This is a genomic window from Aminobacterium sp. UBA4987, assembly GCF_002396985.1.
Lineage (GTDB): Bacteria > Synergistota > Synergistia > Synergistales > Aminobacteriaceae > Aminobacterium > Aminobacterium colombiense.
On sequence record NZ_DGZF01000009.1, the window covers coordinates 693,466 to 719,087 of the forward strand.

Annotated in this window: 23 protein-coding genes and 4 tRNA genes; 22 read left to right on the forward strand and 5 right to left on the reverse strand. The window is 45.1% G+C overall.

Annotation, left to right across the window (positions count from 1 at the left end):
- Window positions 1–14: 14 nt before the first annotated feature.
- From rnpM to ribF, 8 genes are read left to right on the forward strand one after another with little or no spacing between them, the layout of a single operon-like run.
- Window positions 15–290 (forward strand): RNase P modulator RnpM, encoded by a 276-nt coding sequence (gene rnpM / locus B2U56_RS07620; protein ID WP_286953060.1) that lies wholly within the window; start codon window positions 15–17, stop codon window positions 288–290.
- Window positions 287–619, forward strand: a complete 333-nt coding sequence (locus B2U56_RS07625) for a L7Ae/L30e/S12e/Gadd45 family ribosomal protein (protein ID WP_286953062.1) — start codon at window positions 287–289, stop codon at window positions 617–619. Before rnpM ends, B2U56_RS07625 begins: the two co-directional genes overlap by 4 nt.
- Window positions 612–2,576 (forward strand): translation initiation factor IF-2, encoded by a 1,965-nt coding sequence (gene infB / locus B2U56_RS07630; RefSeq protein ID WP_286953065.1) that lies wholly within the window; start codon window positions 612–614, stop codon window positions 2,574–2,576. The genes B2U56_RS07625 and infB overlap by 8 nt, the downstream gene beginning before the upstream one ends.
- Window positions 2,576–2,920, forward strand: a complete 345-nt coding sequence (locus B2U56_RS07635) for a DUF503 domain-containing protein (protein ID WP_286953068.1) — start codon at window positions 2,576–2,578, stop codon at window positions 2,918–2,920. Before infB ends, B2U56_RS07635 begins: the two co-directional genes overlap by 1 nt.
- A complete protein-coding gene (rbfA, locus tag B2U56_RS07640; RefSeq protein WP_013048358.1) occupies window positions 2,892–3,284 on the forward strand; it encodes a 30S ribosome-binding factor RbfA in 393 nt (130 codons plus the stop codon). The genes B2U56_RS07635 and rbfA overlap by 29 nt, the downstream gene beginning before the upstream one ends.
- On the forward strand, window positions 3,268–4,257 hold the full coding sequence (locus tag B2U56_RS07645; protein WP_286953070.1) for a DHH family phosphoesterase: 990 nt from the start codon (window positions 3,268–3,270) through the stop codon (window positions 4,255–4,257). The genes rbfA and B2U56_RS07645 overlap by 17 nt, the downstream gene beginning before the upstream one ends.
- The gene (truB, locus tag B2U56_RS07650; RefSeq protein WP_286953072.1) at window positions 4,254–5,168 is read left to right on the forward strand and encodes a tRNA pseudouridine(55) synthase TruB; all 915 of its coding nucleotides are present in this window, start codon (window positions 4,254–4,256) and stop codon (window positions 5,166–5,168) included. The genes B2U56_RS07645 and truB overlap by 4 nt, the downstream gene beginning before the upstream one ends.
- Window positions 5,169–5,188: 20 nt before the next feature.
- Entirely contained in the window at window positions 5,189–6,139 is a 951-nt protein-coding gene (gene ribF / locus B2U56_RS07655; RefSeq protein WP_286953073.1) for a riboflavin biosynthesis protein RibF, read from the forward strand.
- Here ribF and B2U56_RS07660 read toward each other — a convergent pair.
- The 3 genes from B2U56_RS07660 to B2U56_RS07670 are packed head-to-tail and all read right to left on the reverse strand — an operon-like array spanning window position 6,096 to window position 8,383.
- On the reverse strand, window positions 6,096–7,400 hold the full coding sequence (locus tag B2U56_RS07660; RefSeq protein ID WP_286953074.1) for a Y-family DNA polymerase: 1,305 nt from the start codon (window positions 7,398–7,400) through the stop codon (window positions 6,096–6,098). The two genes, ribF and B2U56_RS07660, sit on opposite strands and share 44 nt — an antisense overlap.
- On the reverse strand, window positions 7,357–7,656 hold the full coding sequence (locus B2U56_RS07665) for a hypothetical protein (protein ID WP_286953076.1): 300 nt from the start codon (window positions 7,654–7,656) through the stop codon (window positions 7,357–7,359). Before B2U56_RS07665 ends, B2U56_RS07660 begins: the two co-directional genes overlap by 44 nt.
- A 19-nt stretch (window positions 7,657–7,675) precedes the next feature.
- Entirely contained in the window at window positions 7,676–8,383 is a 708-nt protein-coding gene (locus B2U56_RS07670) for a LexA family protein (protein ID WP_286953077.1), read from the reverse strand.
- Between the two features lie 122 nt (window positions 8,384–8,505).
- Here B2U56_RS07670 and B2U56_RS07675 point away from each other — a divergent pair.
- From B2U56_RS07675 to B2U56_RS07695, 5 genes are all read left to right on the forward strand, one after another.
- Window positions 8,506–8,581, forward strand: a tRNA-Arg gene (locus tag B2U56_RS07675).
- A 126-nt stretch (window positions 8,582–8,707) separates the two neighbouring features.
- Window positions 8,708–9,172, forward strand: coding sequence for a DUF1850 domain-containing protein (locus B2U56_RS07680; protein ID WP_286953078.1), 465 nt, complete (start codon window positions 8,708–8,710; stop codon window positions 9,170–9,172).
- Between the two features lie 39 nt (window positions 9,173–9,211).
- On the forward strand, window positions 9,212–11,182 hold the full coding sequence (locus tag B2U56_RS07685; protein WP_286953079.1) for a TRAP transporter permease: 1,971 nt from the start codon (window positions 9,212–9,214) through the stop codon (window positions 11,180–11,182).
- A 103-nt stretch (window positions 11,183–11,285) separates the two neighbouring features.
- Window positions 11,286–14,066 carry an isoleucine--tRNA ligase gene (gene ileS / locus B2U56_RS07690; protein ID WP_286953080.1) on the forward strand — a complete coding sequence of 927 codons (2,781 nt, stop codon included), beginning with the start codon at window positions 11,286–11,288 and terminating at the stop codon, window positions 14,064–14,066.
- Window positions 14,067–14,121: 55 nt separating this feature from the next.
- Window positions 14,122–15,102, forward strand: a complete 981-nt coding sequence (locus tag B2U56_RS07695) for an RluA family pseudouridine synthase (protein WP_286953082.1) — start codon at window positions 14,122–14,124, stop codon at window positions 15,100–15,102.
- Here the strand turns inward: B2U56_RS07695 and B2U56_RS07700 are convergent.
- Entirely contained in the window at window positions 15,032–16,741 is a 1,710-nt protein-coding gene (locus B2U56_RS07700) for an Rqc2 family fibronectin-binding protein (RefSeq protein ID WP_286953083.1), read from the reverse strand. The genes B2U56_RS07695 and B2U56_RS07700 overlap by 71 nt on opposite strands.
- 121 nt (window positions 16,742–16,862) lie before the next feature.
- On the opposite strand from B2U56_RS07700, the gene B2U56_RS07705 reads away from it, so the two are divergent.
- From B2U56_RS07705 to B2U56_RS07740, 8 genes are all read left to right on the forward strand, one after another.
- Window positions 16,863–16,937, forward strand: a tRNA-Ala gene (locus B2U56_RS07705).
- A gap of 10 nt (window positions 16,938–16,947) precedes the next feature.
- A tRNA-Pro gene (locus B2U56_RS07710) sits at window positions 16,948–17,025 on the forward strand.
- A 109-nt stretch (window positions 17,026–17,134) separates the two neighbouring features.
- Window positions 17,135–17,479 (forward strand): DUF3870 domain-containing protein, encoded by a 345-nt coding sequence (locus tag B2U56_RS07715; protein ID WP_286953084.1) that lies wholly within the window; start codon window positions 17,135–17,137, stop codon window positions 17,477–17,479.
- 163 nt (window positions 17,480–17,642) lie between these two features.
- Window positions 17,643–18,839: a DUF819 domain-containing protein gene (locus B2U56_RS07720; protein ID WP_286953086.1), complete on the forward strand. Its 1,197-nt coding sequence runs from the start codon at window positions 17,643–17,645 to the stop codon at window positions 18,837–18,839.
- A gap of 1 nt (window position 18,840) precedes the next feature.
- Window positions 18,841–19,929 carry a dipeptide epimerase gene (locus B2U56_RS07725; RefSeq protein ID WP_286953088.1) on the forward strand — a complete coding sequence of 363 codons (1,089 nt, stop codon included), beginning with the start codon at window positions 18,841–18,843 and terminating at the stop codon, window positions 19,927–19,929.
- Between the two features lie 874 nt (window positions 19,930–20,803).
- A complete protein-coding gene (locus B2U56_RS07730; protein ID WP_286953091.1) occupies window positions 20,804–21,016 on the forward strand; it encodes a hypothetical protein in 213 nt (70 codons plus the stop codon).
- 35 nt (window positions 21,017–21,051) lie between these two features.
- Window positions 21,052–21,627 (forward strand): hypothetical protein, encoded by a 576-nt coding sequence (locus B2U56_RS07735; protein ID WP_286953092.1) that lies wholly within the window; start codon window positions 21,052–21,054, stop codon window positions 21,625–21,627.
- Complete coding sequence (locus tag B2U56_RS07740; RefSeq protein ID WP_286953093.1) at window positions 21,627–23,993, forward strand: AAA family ATPase; 2,367 nt, start codon at window positions 21,627–21,629, stop codon at window positions 23,991–23,993. The genes B2U56_RS07735 and B2U56_RS07740 overlap by 1 nt, the downstream gene beginning before the upstream one ends.
- A 358-nt stretch (window positions 23,994–24,351) precedes the next feature.
- Here B2U56_RS07740 and B2U56_RS07745 read toward each other — a convergent pair whose 3' ends face one another.
- The gene (locus tag B2U56_RS07745; RefSeq protein ID WP_286953096.1) at window positions 24,352–25,287 is read right to left on the reverse strand and encodes a tyrosine-type recombinase/integrase; all 936 of its coding nucleotides are present in this window, start codon (window positions 25,285–25,287) and stop codon (window positions 24,352–24,354) included.
- A 193-nt stretch (window positions 25,288–25,480) separates the two neighbouring features.
- On the opposite strand from B2U56_RS07745, the gene B2U56_RS07750 reads away from it, so the two are divergent.
- Window positions 25,481–25,557 (forward strand) — tRNA-Gly (locus B2U56_RS07750).
- Window positions 25,558–25,622: the final 65 nt, after the last annotated feature.

A 25,622-nucleotide genomic window follows, 5' to 3' on the forward strand; every position in this document is an offset into this window, starting at 1 on the left:
AGGAGTTGTCCTCTATGGCAGATGAAAAGCGCAGAAAGCCAAGAACTTGCATAGGCTGTCTCTCTGAAAGCCCGAAGAAAACCCTAATTCGAATTGTTCGGTCTCCTGATGGTATAGTAACTATCGACAGAACAGGCAAGAAACCGGGGCGGGGAGCTTATCTTTGCTCGGATATGGAATGCATAGAGAAGGCCCGAAAAAAGCACTCTTTGGCCAGAGCATTGCGTTGTTCGGTGGATAATTCTATTTATGATGAGTTAATTGCCATAGTAGAAGGAGAGCAACGTTGATAGAACAAGAGCTTTCTTCTGTTCTCGGGCTGGCTCGCAGAGCTGGCCTGCTCACAATAGGGGTAGATGAAATAAATAAAAAGTTAAAGAAAAATAAAGAGGGGCTCCTCGTCCTTTTGGCTTCTGATGCTTCTTCTGGTGTTAAGCGAAGCGTAACAGCCAAAATGGCGGAAGGGCAAAGTATTTTAATCAACATACCCCTCACTTGCGGAGAGGTATCAAGGGCCATAGGAACCACGAGTACACAAATCGTGGCATTGTCACGAAGAAGTGGACTTGGGGAGAAAATACAAGCCCTGCTAGCGGAAGGGGGAAATATGCTTGAGTAAAATAAGAGTTTATGAATTAGCCAAGATGTTAGAAATAAGCAACAAAGATTTACTGACAATGCTAGAGGATCTTGGCATTGACGCTAAAACTCACATGAGCTCTATCGATAACGACGCAGCACAACTTGTTGAAGAGACTATACGCAAAAAAGAAGCTAAACAACCACCTAAAACACAGAAAGAGGAAACAAAGGTGAAGGAAAAACAGACCATACGTGTTCGAGAAGCAGCAACTGTTAAAGAGGTTGCTCAAGTAATTGATGTTCCAGTAGCAGAAGCGGTGAAAGCCCTTTTAGATTTAGGAATCATGGCGCCAGCGGGAGCTCAAGTGGATGAAACCATTCTTATAGCCTTGGGTGAAGCGTATGGTATTGATTTTGAATATGAAGAACCGGAAGAAGAGAAAGTCGCAACTGGCAGGCCCGTTTTTCATGGGAAGCACATGGAACCCAGACCACCAATTGTTACGGTAATGGGACATGTTGACCACGGGAAGACCACGCTGCTTGACTATATCAGGCAGACAAATATTACTGCTCGTGAAGCCGGGGGCATTACTCAGCACATTGGAGCTTCCACTGTGACCTATGAGGGAAAGAACATCGTTTTTCTTGACACTCCAGGCCACGAAGCTTTCACAGCTATGCGGGCACGAGGTGCCCAGGCTACGGATATAGCCATACTTGTTGTAGCTGCCGATGATGGCCTTATGCCCCAGACAAAAGAAGCGATCAACCATGCCCGTGCGGCAGGCGTGCCCATAGTAGTGGCCGTTAATAAAATAGATAAACCCGCAGCACGTCCTGACAGGGTGAGACAACAGCTTTCCGATGTTGGTCTTGTTCCAGAAGAGTGGGGCGGAGACTCAATCATGGTTGATGTTTCTGCTAAGACTGGCGAAGGCGTTCCACATCTTTTAGAGATGGTGCTTCTTGTTGCAGAAATGGAAGAGCTTCGGGCTGATCCCACAGTTACACCGGAAGGAATAGTAATTGAAGCGAATCTTGATAAAGGCAAGGGGCCTGTCGCTACAGTGATAGTTCAGCAGGGGACTCTTCGCAAAGGAGATATTATTCTTCTCGACACAACGTGGGGAAAGATAAGAGCTATGCTCGACTCTCGCGGACGGCAGTTTCTAAAAGCCGGGCCAAGCACTCCTGTGGAGATTTTGGGGCTCACTTCTGTTCCACAGCCAGGCGAACACTTCGTACGGGTGGATAATGAAAAGAGCGCAAGGGATGAAATATCAAAAAGAGAACAGGAAAAACGCGAAAGTGAAAACGTGACTGCGAAACGTCTCACCCTTGAAGAGCTTTACTCTCAGTTGAAAGAGGGAGAAATCCCCCAGCTTAATCTTCTGGTTAAAACTGACGTACAGGGAACAAACGAGGCTCTATGTGCTGCTTTGGAGAAGATGGGAACAAATGAGGTGGGTATTAATATTATTCACCGTGGTGTCGGCCGCATAGCTGAGTCGGATATAATGCTCGCGACTGCCTCTAATGCTGTGGTTATCGGTTTTAACGTCAGACCTGACAAAAATGCTGAGAGGATTGCTGAAGTAGAGGGTGTTCAAATCCGACTGTACAATGTCATCTATGACGTTGTTGATGATGTAAAGGCAGCTCTGGAAGGAATGCTCACCCCCACAATTAAAGAAGAAGAATTGGGGCAGGCAGAGATCAGACAGGTTTTTAAGGTGCCTAAGGCTGGTAAAATTGCTGGCTGCTATGTTACTGAAGGCATGATTAAGCGTAATTGCAGGGTGAGGATTATCCGGGATGGGGTTGTAATATGGACTGGAAGTCTGGCTAACTTGCGACGCTTTAAAGACGAAGCAAAAGAAGTGAAAGCAGGTTATGAATGCGGCATGAGCTTTACCAACTACCAAGACTTCAGAGAAGGCGATGTTGTTGAAGCCTATGAACTCGTGGAGGAAAAACGATATCTCGAATAATGAAAAATAACGAGAGCATATTGCCCTATGTAGGTTTTTTTCAGGTACAAATAGATATTCCAGCATGTCGAAGTGTAAAAGAACGACGGCAGGTTGTAAGGTCCCTTATCGACAAGATTCGTCGCCGGTGGAATGTTTCAGCAATTGATTTGGGGCCGGAAAATCGATGGGATCAGGCCTATCTTGCCTTTTCTCTCGTCGGAACTTCTTATGGGATGTGTAAGGATCGTATAGAAGCCCTGAAAAATTTCCTGGAACGAGAAGGGGAAATGGCGACGTTTAATATTATTCATTTCTGGCAAGAGGTAGATGCTTATGGCGACTTATCGGATGCAGAGGATTAACAAACAGCTTCAGCGAGAAATTTGTTTGCTTTTGGAGTATAAAATAAAAAATGATGTGGCAAAGGATGCTATTATTACAGAAGTATCTTGTTCAAAAGACCTTGAAGTTGCTACAGTCTTTTTTGTCACTCTCGATCAGAAGCAGCGTAAGGCTGTGCTTAAGGCCTTAGAGAGTGTAGCTGGTCCAATCCGCTCTTTACTTGGGAAACGGCTACGTCTTCGACAGATACCGGAGATACGTTTTGAAATAGATTCTTCAGTGGACTATGGACGGCGTATTGATGCGCTTTTAGACAGTATCAAAGAAAGCAGCAACAATGAATTATCGGCCGAGGATGATCAAATAGATGAATTTGGAGAGTAGTATTACCCTTCAGGAAATATTTTCTCTTTTAAGTTCATTTCGCACGTGGATTATTCTTACTCATCAAAAACCAGACGGTGACGCTGTGGGGGCGGCATCATCACTTGCTGTATACGGAATGGAGCACGGTAAAAATATTCGTTGGGGAGGGGTAGACCCTCTCCCTTCAACGTATTATTTTTTGCCTTTGGCAGATCAGTACGAAATCTTCACCCATATAAACGAACTGTTGCCCTTCCCTGAAAAAACAGCGGTCATCTCCCTCGACACGAGTAACCTGGAACGTTCGGTGCCAGGTCTTGAAGTTGTGCAGGAGAAGCATCCAATCTTTAATATAGATCACCACGGTGACAACACACGATATGGCGATTATAACTATATTGATGAGAGCGCGTCTTCGTTAGGAGAGATCCTTTGGCATATGTTCCATCTTGCCAATGCTCAATATGACTACAATACTGCTATAGGACTTTACACCGCTATCATCACTGATAGTGGGAAGTTTTCGTTTTCTTCTACATCCCCCCGAACCCACCAGGCAGCAGCCGAACTGCTTCTGAAGGGGGTTTCTCCCTCAGATCTTAATCATAAGATTTTCTATAGCCAGCCTGTAGAAAGCGTGCATTTGTGGGGAAAGGCTTTTGAAAGAGTTCAGCTCATAGTCGATGATAGGGCCTCTCTTTCGTGGCTCTCTCTTCAGGATTTCTCTCAACTTGGGTCTTCGCCTGCTGATACGGAGGGCCTGGTTAATGAACTGCTGCGAGTTAAAGGAGCAGAGTTTGCTGTTCTCCTTGTAGAGGAACAAGATCAGGTAAGAGTAAGCCTTCGTTCCCGGGGGGATATCTCAGCCCGTGAAATTGCTCAACAATTTGGCGGGGGCGGGCATATTCAGGCTGCAGGGTGTCATATAGAAGCTGCTCTCACCGAAGCCATTGCTATTATCACTGAGTCTGTGAAAGAGGCAATGCAATGATAGAAGGTCTTCTCCTTCTTAATAAGCCAAGAGGGTTACGAAGTGCTCAGTGCGTTTCTGCTTTTCGGCGTAAACTTCCACAAAAAATAAAAGTGGGTCATGGCGGAACTCTTGATTCCACAGCTGATGGCCTTCTTGTTCTTCTTGCAGGAGCGGCTACACGACTTTCAAACTACGTTATGATGTTGCCTAAAGAATATATGGTGACGATACAATTAGGAACGACGACAGATACACTTGACTATGACGGTACCGTAACGGCTACCTATCCCTTTCGTCATATTCAGGATAAAGACATAGACAGGATATTACCGGCTTTTCTGGGCATGCGAATGCAGAAACCACCAGTTATTTCGGCTATTAAGCTTAATGGGAAGCGGGCATCTGACCTTAAACGAAAGGGGATTGAACCCCAAATATCTCCGCGTCCAGTAACAATAACCAGTATTCTGCGTACTTCCACTATCTCAGAAGAGGGGCAAGTTTCGTTTTTTATTAAATGCCACAAAGGGACCTATATACGAAGCATAGTCAGAGATCTTGGTTATATGCTAGGATGTGGAGCTATTGTGGTGGAACTAACTAGATTAAAAACCGGGCTGCTGTCTTTAGACCAGGCCATTTCTTTTGAAGAGTTAGAAACTGCAGCAGAACAAGATATAGACAAACACATAATGTCTATAGGAGAATTTATAAGACATTTCACGGTCTTTTCCGGAGACGATCAAACGGAGAATGACCTAAAAAACGGGATGTTTATTTCAATTAGAAAACTGCATTGCGAATCTCGTGGTCAGGTACCCACAGAAGAAGTTGTCTGTTTTACCGGCAGGGATCTGATCTCTTTAGGCGTGTTTGTAAAAAAAGAAAACAATATTTTCTTTAAGCCGCAAACTAATCTTTTTCTCTAGAACAATAAGAGGGGTAGGCAATGATTCAGGTTATAGGCGCTTTTGACGGTTTTCATAAGGGGCATCAATTGCTTCTGAAAGAAGCTGAACGTCTCTCTGTGGAACAAAACGACACTTGGGGAGTAGTAACTTTTACCCCTCATCCCCAGTATGTGTTTAATCCAGATCGTCTTTTTTTGCTTTTTACAGAGGCTGAAAAGCGACAGATAGCTTCAGCCCTTCATATTCAAAATATTCTATGGATGCCCTTTGATCAGTATATTGCGGCTCTGAACCCTCTGGATTTTCTGCGCAGGCTCGAAAGCCAAACATCAGTAACCGGAATTGTTGTTGGAGAGAATTTCCGTTTTGGAGCTGGCCGAAAGGGTGACATAGCTTTTTTGCGGCAATATTGCAAGAAGAAAAACATTCTTTTCTCTCCTGTCCCAACCCTTGAAATAGATGGTTTGGCAGTAAGCAGCACTGTAATACGGAGTGAGGTTCTTTCTGGGCGGATGCAAATGGCCAAGTATTTGTTAGGCTACCCTTTCTTCTTATATGAAACCGTAGTGCATGGTCACCATCGAGGAAGAGAGCTAGGGTTCCCTACTGCTAACCTTACTGTTCCTGACCATAAAATCATCCCGCCAAGCGGCACCTATGCTGCGACCGTTATAATAGACGGTTCCTTTCATCCTGGAGCCCTCAACATCGGGTCGAATCCCACATTTACAGATGTAAAAGGGTTAAGGATAGAAGTACATATCCCGGGTTTTTCAGATGACCTTTACAACAAAAAAATAATGGTATTCATCGAAGAATATCTGAGGAGCGAAAAACGTTTTTCGAACCGCCAAGCATTGGCAAAGCAGCTTTCTCGGGATTCAGAAATTGCGGTGACGCTCTTCGAAGAAAACACAGAAAGGGAAAACCCTTTTTACAGACGTTTTAGTCAGCAGTTTCTATATAAGGAACATCTTCCCATCGAGTAGTATAAGCAGGAGATTTCAAATTTGAGCGAGGGGCCCATTCCTTTCCCTCATTGAAATGAAGGATTGCAGGTGAAATAATTTTTCCCCCGACATTCTCGTTTATGGCGTCCACTACATCCATCAAGGTCTGTTTTTTATCTGCGTCATCGCCTTCGTCCTTGGCAAAAAGATACCTTTGCATATAGCTGCGGGACGATAGATCTTCTAAAGTAACGCCGGCCTTCGTGTAGGAATATCCAGGCTTGTAAATCCTGTCCAGCCCCAACAGGGCCAGCTTTATGAGCTGGGGTGTATAGTTTGTAGGGTAGGGAGTTAGAACCTTGGCACTGTTGGAATAGTAAGGGGTCAGAAAACGATTTGTCGTAATATATACGCTTATAGCTCCGGCCAGGGCCTTTTCCTGACGAAGACGAATTCCTGCTGATGAAACAAAATGAGTAATAGCTGCTGCGATTCCATCAACATCTTTAATCTCTCTCCCAAAAGAGCGGGAAACCTGAAGGGTTTTCTGCAAGGTTTCAGCTTCCTTTATTTTGATACAGGGAATCCCCCTGAGCTCCCATGCCGTTTTCACCCCTGGCATGCCTATTATCTTCATAATTCTTTCATCTCGAACATCACGCAGCTCCCTTGCCGTACGTATCCTATGTTTTCCTAGGCGCACAGCCAGTTGTTTCCCTATGCCCCAGATATTACCTACAGGTACTCTCTCGAGGAAGTTTGTCATTTCTTCAGAAGCTAAAGACAGAAGGCTGTAACAACCCCCTGTTTCTTCGTGTTTCTTTCCATATTCAGCGGCAAGTTTTGTCAAAGTCTTAGAGGAGGCAGCACCAATGGAAACCGGAATTCCAATCCACTGATAGACTTGCTTGCGAATCTGGGCCATTTTTTCTTCTATATGAGCATAACTTGACAAATCAAAGGTCAAAAAGGCTTCGTCTATAGAATATACTTCTACGGTTGGAACATTATCTTTCATAACAGCCATAACTCGGGAAGAAATGTCCTGGTAGAGTTCAAAATTACTGGAAAAAACGGCAATCCCATAATGGCGGCATGCTTTTTCTACTTGGAAGAATGGCACTCCCATGGGAATCCCTAATGCTTTAGCCTCATTTGATCGTGACACAACACAACCATCATTGCTTGATAGAACTATTACCGGCTTCTTTTGCAGATCAGGTCTGTAAATTCTCTCGCATGAAACAAAAAAATTATTACAATCGCACAGAACTATTGGCTTTACTGCCACATGCTTCATGACAAATCCACGTCACAACACCCCATACTTGTTCATTATCAACTCGTTCGCTAAAGGTGATTCGCTGAAATCCCTGACTTTCATCGTAAATAATGACGTTGTCTCCGTTGGAAGGAGATACAGATCGATCGACGATGCAAATAGCCCCGTTTTCTTTGAATAAAAATGCTGCGGGAGGGGCAGGAATAAGAATCCCCAGCAGTTCGTCGTGGATCGACCGTGGTTTCCCATCCGATCTGGTAAATTGTATTCCCATACGTATTCCCCCCAATCCTTTAAATTCCCCTTTTGGGGATAACACTTACAACCATAACCTTTCCGCATATCCTAAAAAAATCGATATTCCCAGCCTCCGCTTCTTGTTCTATCTCTTCTTTCGTAATAATGATTGGGGGGTATTTGGCAGGATTTGAAGAGCGCAACTCCACACGATCGTTATATTCGTAATACCACTTTACAGCTAAATCTCCCCGCCGCCCCCACTTCACTAAAACAGCGTCGCCATTGTAAATGGGTTCTTCCGGATTCACGGAAATTCGGGCCCCATCGGGAATCCCCGCTTCCTGCATGCTGTCACCTTCAACTTTTACAGCATAAGGGCTTTTTCCCCCTATCCGCCCTATATCGTCTTTGGCCACTATCAAAGTAGCGCAAAAATCAGGCTCTATTCCTTCCATATCACCAAAGCCCCATCCAGCACAGGCAACAAAAGAGGAGTCAAGCAAAGGAACCGCTATAACGGCTTCCTTATCAATGTCCAGAGCATAATATTTGCCGCTTCCATTTTTTTTCTCCCCCATAAGGTAGGCTACACTTGTTCCCAAGACATCAGCAAGGATGGAGAGGTGGAAAACATCAGGGAATCGCCGTTCTTTTTCCCAGCGGAGAATTGTATGAAAAGATACCCCTAGCTTTTCAGCTAGTTCTAATTGTGTTAATCCCCGTTTTACTCTTAATTCGGATAGTCTTTTCCCAGAAAACACGCCGTCGCCTCCTTTTTTCTCTCTATATACTATCCAATTAGCTACAAAAGACAAGGGGGAATTTAAAATAAAGCATATTGCACGAAAAAGTACCTCATGATAACATTATCGCCGTCCCGAGCGGGCCTGTAGCTCAGGGGATAGAGCGACGGCCTCCTAAGCCGTAGGTCGGCCGTTCGAATCGGCCCAGGTCCGCCATATATTGCCCTTTCAGTTGCCAATTAACGTTAAAAACAGGTATAATCCTCTTTGTGGGCTATGAGTCTGAAAAGACTGAAAATCAGGGAGGGGGTAAGAACGTCGAAACGTTGGACCTCGAACATCTTGATATCACTCATTCTTTTTTCTGCCTTTTATCTTCTTTTTGTACCAGTACATTTTCTTTCTTTTCGAACCCAGGATCGGGAACTCTGTTCAGCACCAGCCCCCTCTGGAGTCGAAATAAAAACTGGTTACATTCATTCTGTAGAAAAAACTCCAGTGGAAGATGTTTATGTGTTGTCAGGCCCTCGCCTTTGGCTTTGGGAGGAGCATTTTCGTTCTCATAATGCTGGCCTCCCTACAGAACCGCCTCCACGAGGGCGTTTTTTGTTGCAGAGAGATTGGATGGTTATTCGGGGAAGCCCTTATACATGGGAAGTTTTACGTATTCGCATAGGCGACGATGAATTAGGCAAAAACTGGATTTATTCCTCAACAACTGGGAAGCTAGATTTATATCAACTTATACCCAATAGTGTTTTTTACATTGAAGTGACACAAGTCCCACTGCTTTTCAGAAAAAGATAATTATTTGATAATTTACATACTGACTGGAGGTGGAGATTTTTGGGTGACGTGAACAATCTGCCAAATGAAAAGACAGAAGCAGCTCAAAATTCAGAAATCAATCTAGATGAACTTAGACGTCAGTTTGACACTGAAGCCAGATATCGTGATCTTTTAGGGTGGCAGGGTATACTTATTACTGCCATTGCTGTAGCAATGTCACTTTTTCATTTTTATACGTCTGGTTTCGGTTTGCTATTGGCTATGAAACAGGGGTCTTTGCACCTGGCCTTTGTTCTAGTTCTTGTTTTTTTATTGTATCCTGCCCGAGAAACAAGCAGAAGAGACGGCATTCCATTGTACGATTTTGTACTGGCGGCCCTTGCTGCATTTGCAACTCTTTATATCTTCTTTGAGTTTGAAGACCTTGTGAATAGGGCTGGTTTGCCAACGACCATGGATATCATTGTTGGTTTTATGGGTATTATTCTCTTGTTGGAAGCAACGCGCAGAGTATCAAGTCCAGTGTTACCCTGTATCGCTATTTTCTTTCTTTTTTATTGTTATTTTGGGCGCTATTTCCCTCAAATGTTTCAGCATCGGGGGTTTAATATCCAAAGGATTATTAACCACATGTATCTAGGAACAGAGGGTGTATTTGGCATTCCCTTGGGCGTATCTGCTACTTTTGTGTTTATGTTCATTTTGTTTGGATCTGTATTGGAACAAACAGGTATGGGGCGGTTCATTATCGACCTGGCCATGGCAATGGCTGGTGGGGCTACTGGTGGGCCTGCCAAGGTCGCTGTCCTAAGCTCAGGTTTTATGGGCTCAATTTCAGGGTCCTCTGTGGCGAATGTCTGTACTACGGGAATGTTCACTATCCCTCTGATGAAAAGTGTTGGATATAAGCCCCACTTTGCCGGAGCAGTAGAAGCGGTGGCTTCAACAGGAGGACAAATCATGCCTCCTGTTATGGGAGCAGCTGCCTTCATTATGGCCCAGTTTATGGGGGTTCCCTATGTTCAGGTAGCTCTTGCGGCAGTAGTTCCGGCCCTTCTTTATTATTTTGCGGTTATGGTTCAGGTACACTTTGAAGCTACACGCCTCGGGCTGTTGGGACTTCCAAAGGAAAAACTCCCAAGCCTTTTGAAACTTTTGAAAACTAAAGGGCATCTTTTACTGCCCCTTTTTGGCATAGTGTATTTCCTGCTAGCGGGATACACGCCACTGAAAGCTGCTTATAATGGGATAATAATCAGCATTGCTGTTTCTTTTCTGAATAAGGAAACAAGACTTACGCCCGAAAAACTAAAACTTGCGCTCGAAAATGGCGCAAAAGGAGCACTTGGCGTAGCCTGTGCATGCGGCACAGTCGGCATTATTGTAGGAACAGCCACGTTAACAGGGTTAGGCTTGAGAATAGCGAGTGCCATTGTCGCCATAGCCGGAGGGAAGCTCTTGGCAACATTGCTTCTTACAATGGTAGCCTGTATTCTCCTTGGAGCAGGTCTTCCAACAACAGCTAACTTTATAGTTACTAGCACTATGGCAGCTCCAGCGCTCTTCAAACTGGGAGTCCCGCCCATGGCAGCGTACATGTTTGTTCTTTATTTTGGCATAGCGGCTGACCTTAGTCCCCCTGTAGCCCTTGCTGCCTATGCTGGTGCTGGCATTGCGGGCGCAGATCCAATGCGTACAGGGGTTACAGCTGTCAAGTTGGCGCTGGCTGGGTTTCTTGTTCCTTTTATCTACGTTTATAACCCAATGCTTGTGCTTGTTGACTTTAAGCTTTTCCCCTTTATATTAGCGATTATCACTGCTGTTTTAGGTGTATTTTTGCTAGGGATGGCTACTATTGGATACTATAAAACTTCAATGGCCTGGTGGAAGCGGGTTATTGCCCTGGGCGGAGCTCTAGGTCTATTGATCCCTGGTTGGCAAACAGATGCCATAGGATTGATTATCCTCATAGGCATCCATATACTTCAGGTTAGAAAAGCAAAGAAAGAAGCCGGGACGACAGAGTAACATTTTACAAGTTTTCAACTTGTGCTAAAATCAACAAGTTACGAATTTGCCGTCTCTTTTTTTTAGAGACGGCCTTTTCCTATTTGAAAGGAGGTACATAACATTGGCTACAGACTACAAGAATACACTTAAGCTTCCCCAAACGTCTTTCCCGATGAGAGCTAATCTCGCTAAGAGAGAGCCGGAATATCTTGAATTTTGGAAAGACATCGATATTTACCACAAAATGTTAAAAAAACAGGAGGGGAAAGAGTCCTTCATTCTTCATGACGGACCTCCCTATGCAAATGGTAACATACATATTGGAACAGCATTCAATAAAATCCTGAAAGATTTTATTCCCAAATACAAAATTATGAAGGGATATTATTCCCCTTATGTCCCCGGATGGGATACCCATGGACTACCAATAGAACTTCATGTTCTTAAGAGCCATGGCATTACAAAAGATGCCATTGATCCTGTTGAGCTTCGAGAGAAATGTACTAAATATGCCTACGAATATCTTGACATTCAGCGAAATGAATTTATCCGCCTGGGTGTTGTAGGCGACTGGGAGAACCCTTATGTAACTCTTCATTCGGAATATGAGGCCGCTCAACTAGGAGCTTTTGCCGACATGGTTGAATTGGGGCTTGTATATAAAGGGCATAAACCAGTGTACTGGTGCACTGATTGCCAGACAGCGCTCGCTGCTGCTGAAATAGAATACTGGGATGAAACATCTCCTTCTATTTTCGTTGCCTATTCAATGCCTGAAATTGGCGATTCCATCGAGGTTTTAAAGGGGCGGGATGTGAATGTAGTGGTATGGACAACAACCCCTTGGACTCTCCCTGCCAGTATGGCTGTAGCCCTTGGCCCAGGCTACGACTATGTTTTTGTAGAGAGTGGAGACAAGGTATATCTTCTAGCAGAAGCCCTTCTTGAAGCTGTTACAAAGGAAATAGGCCTGGAATTCGGTGAAATTCTGCATCGTTGTAAAGGGAGAGAACTTGAGCACGCTAAAGCTATCCACCCATTCTATCCTAATAGGACAACCCCCCTGCTTCTTGCTGATTATGTCATGCTCGATACGGGAACTGGTTGTGTTCACACTGCACCCGGCCACGGCGTAGAAGACTATGAAACTGGTGTTCGGTATGGAATAGAGATCTATAACCCTGTGGATGGCAGCGGCTACTTCTTGCCCAAAACACCCATAGTTGGTGGTCTTTCCCTCGACGATGGGGCAAATAAAGTTCTTGCCCTTCTTGCCGAAAGCGGAAGACTCCTTGGAAAGGTTAAAATTAAACACTCCTATCCCCATTGCTGGAGATGTAAACGTCCCATTATATTCAGGTCTACAGAGCAGTGGTTCATAGCAGTTTCCAAGTTCAGGCAGGAAACCCTCGACATTATTGAGAAGAGTGTACGTTGGATTCCTGACTGGGGAAAGGATCGCATTTACAACATGGTACGAGATCGTTCCGACTGGTGCATCAGCAGACAGCGAGTATGGGGTGTTCCGATTCCAGCATTTTACTGTAAGGAATGTGGCGAACTCATCCTCAAACCCGAATTGATCCGGGCTGTTCAGGCTAAAGTGAAAGAAGAGGGATCAAGTGTATGGTGGAAACTGTCCCCTGAAGAGCTTCTTGGAAACCTGGCGCAGTGCCCGACTTGCGGAAGCCGCCAACTTGTGAAAGATACCAACATTATGGACGTATGGTTCGATTCAGGCGTAAGCCATTTTTCAGTTCTAGAAACAAGACCTGAACTTAAATGGCCTGCTGATATGTACCTGGAAGGAAGCGACCAGCACCGCGGTTGGTTCCAGACATCACTCCTGACATCAGTTGCGATACGTAAAAAGGCCCCATATAGAAATGTTCTCACTCACGGATTTATTGTTGACGGGGAAGGGAAAAAGATGTCTAAATCCCTTGGGAACGTCGTTCGTCCTCAGGAAGTGGTGGACAAATATGGTGCAGATATACTAAGACTTTGGGTGGCCTCTACAGACTACAGAAACGATATCCGAATCTCAGAAGGTATTATCAAGAGCCTTACAGAGTCTTATCGCCGCATTCGTAATACGGCTCGTTATCTTCTTGGCAACCTTGTGGATTTTGATCCAGCGAAAGACACAGTTCCTTATAATGAGCTTCTTGAAATCGATAAATGGATTTTATCGAAATTGAATCAAGTTGTAGATCGGGCGACCCATGGCTTCGACGAATATGAATTCCATGTGCCTACATTTGTAATTCACCAGTTCTGCGTTACAGAGCTGAGCTCCTTCTTCCTCGATGTAAGCAAAGACCGCCTCTATGCAGATGAAACGGATTCAATATCAAGGCGAGGCTGCCAGACAGCTATGTGGCAAGTTCTCCTTACATTGACCCGCATGTTGGCACCTATTCTCAGCTTCACTGCAGAAGAGATCTGGCAGGAAATGATAAAGATAGACGCCCGTCTTCCAGAAAGCGTATTCCTTTCAGACTGGCCTGAAATTGAAAAAAAACATATTGCACCAGAACTCGAAGATAAGTGGGATCGGGTGCTAACGGTCAGAGGAGCTGTCAGCCGTGCCCTTGAGTCAGCAAGAACGTCGGACATTATTGGACATTCCCTTGAAGCAAGGGTGGAAGTTAAGATATCAAAAGACTATGACCATTCCCTTTTCACTCCAGAAGAGTGGGGCATGTTTGCTATTGTTTCTGACTTTAAATGGGTAGAAGAAACTGGAAATCTGGCCATTACATGGCAAGATGAAGAAACAGGTTTGACTGTGGCAGTGGACAAGGCGAAGGGAGAAAAATGCCCTCGTTGCTGGAAATACTCAGAGGATGTAGATGCTCGGGGACTGTGTCCTCGCTGTGCCGAAGTAATAAAAGACTAACAATGCCAAGGGGCGGAGCTCGTTTCCGCCCCTGTTTTTTAGAAAAGGGATAAAAATGGTAGACAAAGAACGTGGCGAATTTTTCGAAGAGCAGGAAGAAAACATAGAACATAAAGTTACCCTTACACCACAAGGGGATGAAGAAGGCAAGCGAATTGACGCATTCCTTGCCGAAGAGCTTGGTCTGACTCGAAGCTACGTTCAAAAACTGATTCGTCTGGGCAACGTGGAAATTTCAGGAATTCGACGCGCTCTGAAACCTGCCCTTAAAGTTACGGCAGAAATGGCTATACATATAGTGGTTCCCCCTGCTGAAACTCTGGAAATTGAGCCAGAACCGGTAAAATTCGGGATCATTTACGAAGACCCCTATATTATTGTTGTCAATAAACCAGCAGGCCTCGTTGTTCATCCTGCTCCCGGCAACTGGCATGGGACCCTTGTCCATGGCTTATTGTATAAATACCGAGACATGAGAAAATTCGATGAAGAGGTTCGCCCAGGAATTGTCCATCGCCTCGACAGCGGCACCTCTGGCCTTCTTGTTGTTGCTCGAACCCCAAAGATCTTACAGAACCTCCAAAACCAGTTTCGAAGCCGCTCTGTGGAGAAAAAATACCTTGCTCTCAGCTGCGGAAAACTTCGAAAGGCCGCAGGCTTTATAGAAGAACCCATAGGTCGAAGCCAACGGAACAGACTCATGATGACAGTAACAGACACGGGGCGCCCTGCATTGACAGAATATCGCATTCTCTGGACACACCAAAAGTATAGCTTTATTGAATGCACCCTTCATACAGGCCGTACCCATCAGATTCGGGTGCACCTCAAACATAGGGGTTGCCCTATTGTGGGTGATGGCCTCTACGGCACAAAACAAAGTCTGCAAAGAACACCAGGCAGGATGTTTCTTCATGCATGGAAATTGGCTTTTGATCATCCCCTAAATGGAAGTCGAATGAGTTTCAGAGCCTGTCTCCCTCAGGAATTATCTCTTTTTCTGAAAAATATTCTTTCCACAGGTCAGGGTCAATAATAATCGTTTCAGGGTGGGTATAGGTTACATGAGCTATACCGCTGCCGGAAATATGGCGCACATGTTTTCGTTCCGTATAATCCACCTGAACCCTTGTTGAATGGCGACCTTTACTAAAGAACGCGGCCAGTGATGCCGCTAACGTCAGCAAATCTGTACCCTCCAAATCTTCCTTTGTTCCTTCTGGCCGTTTAATAACTACATGGGAGCCAGGCAATTCGTGAACATGAAGCCAGATATCTTCCTGAGACGCCTCCTGGAATGTTACGTAACGGTTTCCTCTGGCATTAAGTCCTACAAGAAGAATGGCATCTTCATAAAACAAGCGAAGATGAGGTGGTCGCGTCGCTTCTTTCTTTGCTTTCTTCCCCTTTTTCTTCTTAGCAGGTACCAACCATTCTCGAATATCACGACAAAGTGTATCTATAAGAGACGGAATCTCTAGCTCCTCTATAATTTCTAACTGATCCTCAAGTTCTGATATGCGCCCCTCAAGCGCTGTTATATTCTGTTCTATCTCTTCAAGATCGCCTTTTGCCTTCTTGTATTTCTTAAAATAGAGAGAAGCATTATCTGAAGCAGATCTATTGGGATCTAGTGGAATCTCCACAGTTATTTCCCCTTCGTCATTCCATCCCGGAAGAGACACGTTATCGGCTCTGGATGAAATAGAGTAAAGGTTGGCTAGCAACAATTCCCCACATGTTCTGTACCATGTCGCCTTTAGTGATTCGTTTTTTTGCTTCTCAACTCCTTTAAGATGCCGTTCAAGTGACTTTATCTCCCGCTTTACAATTTTCATTGTTTCTTTTTTTATCCGTTCGCTTTTGTCACGAATAAAGGGATCAAGCACAAACATCTTTGACGCTATAAGGGCCTTGTTTTCCCCCACAGATGCCATATCTTCCAAGGAAAGGGGAAATATTGTTATATAACTGTTGTGCTTCTGTATGAGGCCTTTTGAAGGCTTCGTTTCTTCATACATCTTTCGAATGTTTACAGCCCACTCAAATGGGGAAAGATGGTGCCAGTAGTCTTTCATATAAGATCTCAGCCCTCGGCCAATGCCTTTCACCTGCATCATATCTTCAAGAGATGCCTCTGGCGACAGTTCTAATGGAGACGGTCCCTGCAGGGGAGGCGGCGTCACATAGGGGTGAGATGGCACAATGGTTCTGTAGCGGTTTATCTCAGGATGAATATGTTTTACACAGTCAATGATCACTTTGTTTTCATCGAGAAGGATAATATTGCTATTCCTATCCATAAACTCTAAAATCAGTGTTCTCTCGACATCGAAACCGGCCCCAACCTTACGTGAAAAGTTGAGAGCGATGATCCTGTCATAATCCACCTGCTTTACAGCAGTTACTTCTCCTTTGACCACATGGCTTTTCAGTGCATCTACGAACCTGTGTTTGCCATCCGAAAAACGTTTTACCTGATCAAGCTCATTTTCACTGAGAAGGCTGCATCCAGAACTTTGAGGATGCCAGCTTATAAATAGTGAAAGGGGAATAGATGAAAACCGCATCGCTAGCCAATTTTCAGCTCCCTCTACCCGAAAAAGGCGTTGGCCAGAAAGGATTTCATCAAGTTCTTCTGCCCATTGATGTACAAATTCTGCTCCATATATCATGATATATTTTCCTTTCTTTTTATAATAGAATAATAGATACAAACTATCGCGAGAGCAAGTATTCCGCTAAAAGCTTGACAAGTGCTGCTGCGATCATTACAATATTCGCCGTTGATCATGTGGGGCTGTAGCGCAGGGGGAGCGCGCTTCCTTCGCACGGAAGAGGCCGGGGGTTCAAATCCCCCCAGCTCCACCAGTGCTTAAACCGGGGCGTAGCGCAGTCTGGTTAGCGCACCTGCTTTGGGAGCAGGGGGTCGAAGGTTCGAATCCTTTCGCCCCGACCATTTTAGATCAGGGGAAGCTGCAAATATGCAGTTTCCCCCTTTTTGTATAAAATCTAATGCTCCGGGGCGAAAGTAGACAAATTCTATTAGAACATGATAGAATTTCATCATGTCGAATTATGTTAAATATCCGGAGAATTCCATCCTTATAGTGGGGAATTCGCAAACAACAAGTTTTAATCCGATCAATCAGCAATTTGGAGCTTTCTTCATATCTTTCATTCTGTTGAAAGACAGTGAGGAAATTATTGATTGTGGCGTTTCCATGACTCTTAAAGTAACAGAGAGGTTTGTTCAGGAGATCTTTTTAGGGCGCCGTCTTGTTCAGGATGAAGAAGTTATTGTTTCAAATGTTCTGACACGATATTTCGGGTCTTCCCAAAAAGCTATTATAGCAGCATACCGAGATGCAATAAAAAAGTATAAAGAGGTTACCGCCTTAAAGAAAGCTTAATAGGGAAAGGCTGCTTCGTCCTTAAGTTCGTTTGAGTTTGGCTCACGGATGTCAGGGGATGAAATCCAGCGGTTACCGGCGTATATGCGCCGGCAGCTGCTGGATTTTTTTATGTAAAGGCTCTAAATATAGGCCTAATATTTCATTTTGAGGAGGGGTTGCAGTGATAACCCAGGGTTTCGCGTATTTTGCTTTCTTGTTTTGCTTCGCAGGAATCGTTTCAACCTTAGAAATGAAGTACAAGAACTCTATTTTTTTTAAGTATGTACCAACTCCTGTCATTCTCTACGTTTCTTGTATGATCTTTGCTACCTTCGGTCTATGGGAGAACAATGACAGTATCAAGGCTACCTACCGAGTAATAAGAGGAAATCTTATCCCCGCAATGATTTTTATCATGTTATTACGGTGCGACATAAGAAAGATTCTCAAATTAGGGCCTCGCATGCTTATTGGTTTCTTTTCTGCGACTTTTACCATCATGATAGGCTTCGTAGTGATGTTTTTCCTCATGAAAAATGGTTTCCCTGAGGAATCGTGGAAGACCTGGGGAGCTTTAGCTGGGAGCTGGATTGGCGGCACAGCCAACATGGTAGCCATTCAGGGAGCTTTGGGTATTAGCGACTCTTCTATGGGATACACTCTTCTGGTGGATAACGTAAACTATTCTATTTGGGTGATTCTACTTCTTGCAAGCGTTCCTTACGCACGGTTTTTTAATAAATGGACAAAGACCGATACTTCTACCATTGATTCTGTAGGAATGATGCTATCTGAAATGCAAGATAACGCTCGCACAAAAATGGAAACAGGAGACTTGGTACTCTTGGTAGGTTCCGGACTTTTTGTTTCTGCTCTATCAAGTTACGGTGCTTCAGTTTTATCGCCTATGCTCATCAATATTTTTGGCAAAAGCGACTTTCTGTCTGTGAGCACAGTTACCATCATAATAGCCACATTCCTTGGCATCATATGCGCCATGACTCCTATGAACAGCATTCCTGGCTCATCTCCAGTTTCTGTTACCATGCTTTATATTATTATCTGCCTCATTGCTTCCCGGGCTTCCTTCAAAGAGCTTACAGATGCTCCTTACTATCTGGCGGCGGGATTTGTCGTCTTGGGAATCCACGCATTGCTCATGGCTATCATAGCTAAAATTATCAAACTTGATCTTTTTACATGCGCCGTGGCAAGTCTTGCTAATATAGGGGCTGTTGCCGCTGCTCCTATTATTGCCGCTGCATATAAAGAAACCTTGGTGCCAATAGGTGTTCTTATGGCTCTTATGGGGTATGTAGTAGGTACATGGGGAGGACTTTTCGTCGCCAAAGTTCTTTCAATAATCGCGGGAGTTTAAAATGAGGATTCAAGATATTTATCTGAGACAACTGTCTATCCCATTGAAAAAAACTTTTAAAACGGCCTTGAGATCCGTCTCAGAAGTAACAACCAATGTGGTGGTAATTGAAACAGACAACGGAGTTTGCGGATATGGGGAGGCACCTCCCACGGCGGTTATAACGGGAGACACTAATGGTGCCATTTATGGTGCCATTCAGGAGCGGATACGCCCTCTTCTAATAGGCAAAGATATTGACAATCTGGGGGCGATCCTTGATGTTGTAGATCGCGCTATATTACACAACACTTCGGCCAAAGCAGCAATAGATATAGCCCTTCATGATCTGTGGGGGAAAATGCTGAATCAGCCTCTCTACGCCCTTTTAGGCGGAATAAAACGAAAAGTGGTCACAGACTATACTATTAGTGTGAATGCCCCCGATGAAATGGTGGAAGACAGTCTTGAAGCCGTGGGGGGGGGGTACACAGCCCTCAAAATCAAAGTGGGTACTGATTTCCATCAGGATATGGTCCGTCTAAAAGAAATTCGCTCAGCGGTAGGAAATAAGATATTGTTGCGGGTAGACGCAAACCAGGGGTGGACACCCAAGGAAGCCATTCGCATCATTCATTTTATGGAAGATAACGGTCTAAATATTGAACTGGTAGAGCAGCCGGTTATTGCTTATGATTTTGAAGGCCTGAAAATGGTAACAGACACAGTAAACACGCTGATTCTTGCTGATGAAGCAGTATTTTCTCCCCGAGATGCCTTTACTCTCCTTACTATGAGGGCTGCGGATCTTCTCAACATCAAACTTATGAAGACGGGCGGCATTCGCAATGCTCTTGCCATTTGTGCCATGGCTCGCTCCGCTGGGGTAGAGTGCATGATCGGTGCCATGATGGAAAGTAAAATCAGCGTAACGGCAGCATGTCATCTTGCCACTGCCATGTCTGTTATCACCAGAGCTGATCTAGACCCGCCTATTTTATGTTCAGCAGATCCAGTGGAAGGTGGCGCCCAATACGATGGCCCGGCAATCACTCTTTCAAAAGGACCTGGGCTTGGCATCACTAAAATCAATGGGCTTAAGCCGGTGTAGCATGTTCATTAAACAAATTAAGAGCAGCGGGGGTACCCCCGCTGCTTCAAGTATCATATGGAGACCAACGCGATCTTTTTTGCTAAAACCAGGGTTGAGATGCTCACCCTGGCTAGCATTACCCCGGAAAGGCCGTAATATTCGACCAGCAGAGCACAACTTAGCAACTTTGCATCCCCCGATAGCTTGTAGAACGTTTTGAAGCACCAGAGTCATAAAAACCGCTTCTTTAAAAGTTCAAACATAAAAAGAGCAAAGTCCTTCAAAAAATATAACAGTAGAACTTAAATAAGTCACAAAAAATGGTTGCAGGAATGCTGGTCATATGGTAGTATTTCCCGTGCTGAACGAAAGAACTTCGTTGCAACGAGCGGGAATAGCTCAGTTGGCTAGAGCGATGGCCTTCCAAGCCGTAGGTAGATAGAATGTGTCGGGAATCCAGTTATACCAAGGGTTCCCGTTTTTTTATGCCTTTCTGGAGCGTTGGTCTTCTGACATTTTCAAGGTTCGTTTTTCAAAGTTAATAATCCTGTTTTTCGTTGGTGTGGAAATGTAAGGGTCCTTTCCTTGTCTCTTTTATAACCTATAACAATAAACAATTCAAGCCATACGTATATGGGGTTAAATTTCATGTGATGTATATGTGTAACTCTATATATGTGGGCATAGCCACAACTTATTTACGCAAACAACATTAATGGGGTTGTATATCCTGGGAAGTGTGAGATAATTTAATAGTGATACAATTTGTTTATAAATCCACACAATACCTCATATTAGACTATAAACGCTATTGTCATTTATCAATAGGTCTAGAGAATCACATCAGCATAAGACTTAAGAACGGAAAATAAAAATGAAGGGGGGGTATCCAATGGAAACGGTAATCAGGGGGTTAAGAAAGAAGCATAGGCTCACTTTGAAGCAAGTTTCAATGGCTACAGGGGTTGATGTTTCGACTTTGTGCCAAAGCGAGCTACGACGGCAAGTTTTATATCCACGATATCAAAGAAGCCTTGCTGACTTCTTCAACATTGACCAGTCTTCCATTGTCGATGATGAAGGTTTCGCAAGGGTTGAGGAATAAAAAATGCCGGGGCTAGCCGGCAAGGAGGTTTATATATGAACTACAGTTTAGATTATAATGATTGCGTAAACGTTAGTCAAGATGACGATGTGTATTTTTGTGATTGCGCCGAGGCGATAAAAGAAACGGTGTTAAAAGCTCAACAAACCTTGAGAAGAGAGTGTTTACTTGGAATCACGGAGATGTTTAATCGTTTTGTCAGAGATATTCGTGATATGGCAAACCATTGCATGGGCGATCTTCAACTTAAATCGTTCGCGAAACGGCTCGTTCGAAACAACATTAAAAGGGCGGTTGCGATGATTCGAAGTCGTCGGAAGAGATCCTTTTTTACCAATTTTATCAAACGACCGGTAAAAAGGGGTTTTTGCAGGCGTGGAATTCGCCATGAACGGCAACGAACCAAAGACAGCGGGGGCGGTGGCGACGGCGACGACCCCGACGACTCAGACCCGCCAATAAACGTATTCCCCCTTCCATTTCTATTGAGATGGTTGCCTATCATCTCTTTTTCCCAAATAAAAAATTACTTCAATAAACATTACCTGATAAGTTATTCCTTGGCCCGGGCAATATTGCTATGCCTTCCTTGGAAAAGGGGGCGGGCATAATGTCATCCCTACAAGAAATTGGGCTTTTCCCCGCCGATATCCGGCAATGGTTCGAGCGAACACTTCAGCCCAAGAATTCAAAATGGGAAGGCGACCAGTGTTATTGCTCTTGCCCCATCCCGAGCCATAGCCACAAAAACGGTGACAAGAGCCCGAGCTTTAGCTTCAACGTTGAACAGGGTTGCTGGACATGCCACAGCACGGGTTCGAGCGGAAGCATAAAAGACCTTTGCGAACTTTGCGGCGTTCAGTCTCCATGGCATGGACGAGGAAAAATTCAAGCAAGGGAAACCATCTACCCATACCACGACGCAAGCGGGAACCTAAAATACGAAGTCGTCAGGCTCGACGACGTGAGCGGCAAGCGGGTATTCCAAAGGGCCGTCAGTGAGAATGGAAAAAGGGAAAAATCCATGAAGGGGGTTGAAAGGGTTCCGTATCGCTTGCCTGAACTTCTCAAGGCTATAAACAGCAACCAGATAATTTATATCGTTGAGGGTGAAAAGTGCGTCGAATCTTTGCGGGGACTGGGTTTAGTCGCTACCACGAATTCGGGCGGGGCGGGTAAATGGGGCGGGGCCGGGAAATGGTTTAAGGGCGGAACACGGGTTATCGTCTTACCAGATAACGACGAGCCCGGGCGGAAGCATGCTTACGAGGTGGCAGGCGATTTACAAAAAAGAGGTTGCTCCGTGAAGCTGTTGGAGCTACCAAGCCTACAGCCCAAAGAAGACATTTACGATTGGCTGAAGGCCGGGCACGGCAAGGGCGAACTTTTAAAGCTTGCCGAACAATGCGAGGAATGGAGCCCCGAGCAAGGGGAACAAGAAGGCAATCAAGAGCCAGAACCTGAGCGGGGTTTTAAACTCATTCGAGCCGGCGATATGGAGTTAAGAGAGCCGGTATTTATAGTAGATAAGCTTATAGAAGAAAATGTCTTAGCTCTCATTTTCGGGGAACCCGAGAGCGGAAAAAGCCTTCTCTCTTTGGACATAAGCTGTAGCGTTGCTACTGGATTACCGTTCAACGGCCGACACGTGCGAGAAGGGGCGGTCGTTTACATAGCAGGTGACGGTTTTCCGGGGCTTAAACGTCGGCTCACGGCGTGGGAAAAGCTCAATGAAGTTTCAATAAAAGACGCTCCAATCTATCTCTCAACGATGCCGGCGGCTCTAACCGACTCGTTCTCATTAAGTGAAGTTTTATCAGCAATAAAAGAAGTGGCAGAACAAGCCGGCAATCCTCAACTAATTGTCGTCGACACGTTGGCGAGAAATTTTGGAATTGGTGATGAAAACTCAACACAAGACATGAATCAGTTTATAAACGGACTGGACATCATAAAAAATCATTACCAATGCACAATTTTAATCGTTCACCATTCCGGGCTTTCTGACAAAGGAAGGGCTCGAGGCTCATCGGCTCTGAAAGGTGCAGTTGACGTTCAGTTTCAAGTTGAAGCGGATGGGACTCATCATACGCTGATTTGTCAAAAAGCCAAAGATATGGAAAAACCCGCCCCGCTTTATTTCGAGCGTGTCAGCATTGACGTGATGGAAACGCAACAGGGCGAAATGGTTACAAGCCCCGCTCTTGTTGCATGTGACGAAGAGCCACGGGAAAAAGGGAGCAGGCTATCTGCTAACGAGGAACTAGGGTTCCAAACATTCCTTGCGGCCGCAAAAGAAAAGGGTCGAGTGGATGGGGTCGGACGATTTCAAGGCGTTCACCTTGAAGAATGGCGACCGTATTTTTATGAGAAATCGACAGCAGATTTGCAAGACTCCAAGCGACGAATATTTAGCGATACTCGAAAAAGACTTGTTCAGAAAAGAAAGCTCGAAGTATCGAACGATATTTATAAATTGGCTGGTGAAACAGCCGATCTCATGGAGAACGAACTCGTTAAGGAAATAAAAAAGAAACAAGACCCAACCCGGATTGACTCGGATTGTTCCCGGATTGTTCCGGGCACTCCGGGGCCCAAAAGGGAGAGAGACCCGGACCGGAGCGGAGAGGGGGTATGTAATACCCCCTCCGCTCCGGGTGCTCCCGATGGGTTGGAGGGAAAAAATAAAAATTCAATTACAGAAGAAGAGAAGATATTTCCCTTTTCCATCCAAGGAGAAGAACCCGGCGTGACAGAACCCAAACAGCCCGAGCTAAGCCCAATAGTGACCGAGCGTCCCATCCGGCCTGAGATGCCAGCCCCGCCGGATGACCTCGAAAGCTGGCTTGAGTCAGCCCCGCATGAGGTCAAGACAAAATACGACGAAGTCTTTAATAGACTCAAGGTTTTTCTCACAGAGGAAAACGCTGAACGAAAAGCGTTACAGCGAGCGTGGGAGTTGGGGTGTGGGGTATGAGGTTTAAGAATCTAAGCCAAACAATAACTTGAAAAAACCTGAATAACATGACATAACCATACAGAAAGCTGAATTAACTGACACTATAAAAAAGGAACCTTCGTTGAGGTAAAAATAAGAGATCTTATAGACGTAAACTCTAGTTTATTATTTTGCAATAGAGGAATTAAGGGACACTATAAAAAGGGAAAGCCCCGAATCTTTAATTGTCGGGGCTTGTTCCTTCCTTCTAAAGCGAAACGACCCGCCAGAATGCCCCGTAAGCACCTTGGAAGTTGGAAGAGGCATAAATCACCATCTAGAAGATATAAATTGAACCTGGGGCATTCTAGGGGCTCCTGGGGCGATATCTGGGGCTCTAGTCCCTTATCTTCCCGAGTCTTTGTCGTTTAGGGAATAATGCATTGACCGGGCTTGCTTGGGCGTGTTGTTCCTCAAGGTCAGACTGGGCAAGGGCTACATATATCTTTGTGGTGTCGAGGTTGTCATGTCCCATAATCCGTTGAAGGGCAAAGGTGTTGCCGTTGTTCCTCAAGAAGTAGAGGGCGAACAGGTGACGCAAGCTGTAAGGCGTAATGTCAGCCCCTATCTTTTCTCCATACCCTTTGACAGTGTGATACCACGAATTGACACGGAGGGGTTGCCCGTCCCGTGAGCAGAAGAGAGGGGCGTTTCTCCATTCCTTGGGGCGTATGGAAACAAGCTTCATGATGGCTTGTGCTGTCTGGTCAGATATGGGCAAGGTTCGCTGTACCCTTGTCTTGGCTGTTTCAGCACGAACGACAACGACCCGGGCGGGAATGGAAACATCTTCAACACGGAGGGAAAGGGCTTCCCGGGGGCGTATCCCCGTGTCAAGAGAGAGCAGGAGCAGGGCGTAATTCCTTAAGCCCGTATATGTGCTTTGGTCAGGAAGTGCGAGAAGGGCCTTCACAACGTCGGGGCTATGCTGGGCTATCTTTGGCTGGGCTTTGCGACTCCGTATCCCGCTACAGGGGTTGCTGTATAGTATCCCTTCGTTGACAGTCCAGCGGAAAAAGCACCTGAGGTACTTCAATACCATATTGTGATACCCCGGGCTTCGTTCGAGTGACATATACTCAAGAACGCAACGTTTAGCCTTGTCGGGGTTCAACCCCTCAGGGTAGGCGGTAAAGAACCGTGTTAGATGGTATCGATAATCCTTAACGGTTCGAGGGGCTAGTCCGTCAGCCTTCCTTGTCAGAACATACCGTTCTACGACTTGTTGCCATGTTTCTTCAGTTTTAAAGAGCCTTGCCACGTTTCCAGACATAAGGAATCCCTCCCATTAAAAGAGAATTCCTTGAAAATGTCAGGTGGGCTTTTTCAGGCTTAAAAATGTAGTGCGATTCTAGAGCGACGGCCTATGTTGATTTTATACTAAATAAGTCACAAAAAATGGTTGCAGGAATGCTGGTCATATGGTAGTATTTCCCGTGCTGAACGAAAGAACTTCGTTGCAACGAGCGGGAATAGCTCAGTTGGCTAGAGCGATGGCCTTCCAAGCCGTAGGTCGCGGGTTCGAATCCCGTTTCCCGCTCCATTTATTTAGACGCGTTCGTATGCGCCTGTAGCTCAGTCGGATAGAGCAACGGCCTTCTAAGCCGT

Bases quoted from the DNA above. Each gene is read 5' to 3' on its own strand.
- truB (WP_286953072.1), top strand. From the start codon at position 4,254: ATGATAGAAGGTCTTCTCCTTCTTAATAAGCCAAGAGGGTTACGAAGT.
- B2U56_RS07635 (WP_286953068.1), top strand. From the start codon at position 2,576: ATGAAAAATAACGAGAGCATATTGCCCTATGTAGGTTTTTTTCAGGTA.
- B2U56_RS07740 (WP_286953093.1), top strand. From the start codon at position 21,627: ATGTCATCCCTACAAGAAATTGGGCTTTTCCCCGCCGATATCCGGCAA.
- B2U56_RS07725 (WP_286953088.1), top strand. From the start codon at position 18,841: ATGAGGATTCAAGATATTTATCTGAGACAACTGTCTATCCCATTGAAA.
- ribF (WP_286953073.1), top strand. From the start codon at position 5,189: ATGATTCAGGTTATAGGCGCTTTTGACGGTTTTCATAAGGGGCATCAA.
- rbfA (WP_013048358.1), top strand. From the start codon at position 2,892: ATGGCGACTTATCGGATGCAGAGGATTAACAAACAGCTTCAGCGAGAA.
- rnpM (WP_286953060.1), top strand. From the start codon at position 15: ATGGCAGATGAAAAGCGCAGAAAGCCAAGAACTTGCATAGGCTGTCTC.
- B2U56_RS07735 (WP_286953092.1), top strand. From the start codon at position 21,052: ATGAACTACAGTTTAGATTATAATGATTGCGTAAACGTTAGTCAAGAT.
- B2U56_RS07745 (WP_286953096.1), bottom strand. From the start codon at position 25,287: ATGTCTGGAAACGTGGCAAGGCTCTTTAAAACTGAAGAAACATGGCAA.
- B2U56_RS07715 (WP_286953084.1), top strand. From the start codon at position 17,135: ATGTCGAATTATGTTAAATATCCGGAGAATTCCATCCTTATAGTGGGG.
- B2U56_RS07645 (WP_286953070.1), top strand. From the start codon at position 3,268: ATGAATTTGGAGAGTAGTATTACCCTTCAGGAAATATTTTCTCTTTTA.
- B2U56_RS07730 (WP_286953091.1), top strand. From the start codon at position 20,804: ATGGAAACGGTAATCAGGGGGTTAAGAAAGAAGCATAGGCTCACTTTG.
- B2U56_RS07695 (WP_286953082.1), top strand. From the start codon at position 14,122: ATGGTAGACAAAGAACGTGGCGAATTTTTCGAAGAGCAGGAAGAAAAC.
- B2U56_RS07660 (WP_286953074.1), bottom strand. From the start codon at position 7,400: ATGAAGCATGTGGCAGTAAAGCCAATAGTTCTGTGCGATTGTAATAAT.
- B2U56_RS07700 (WP_286953083.1), bottom strand. From the start codon at position 16,741: ATGATATATGGAGCAGAATTTGTACATCAATGGGCAGAAGAACTTGAT.
- B2U56_RS07665 (WP_286953076.1), bottom strand. From the start codon at position 7,656: ATGGGAATACAATTTACCAGATCGGATGGGAAACCACGGTCGATCCAC.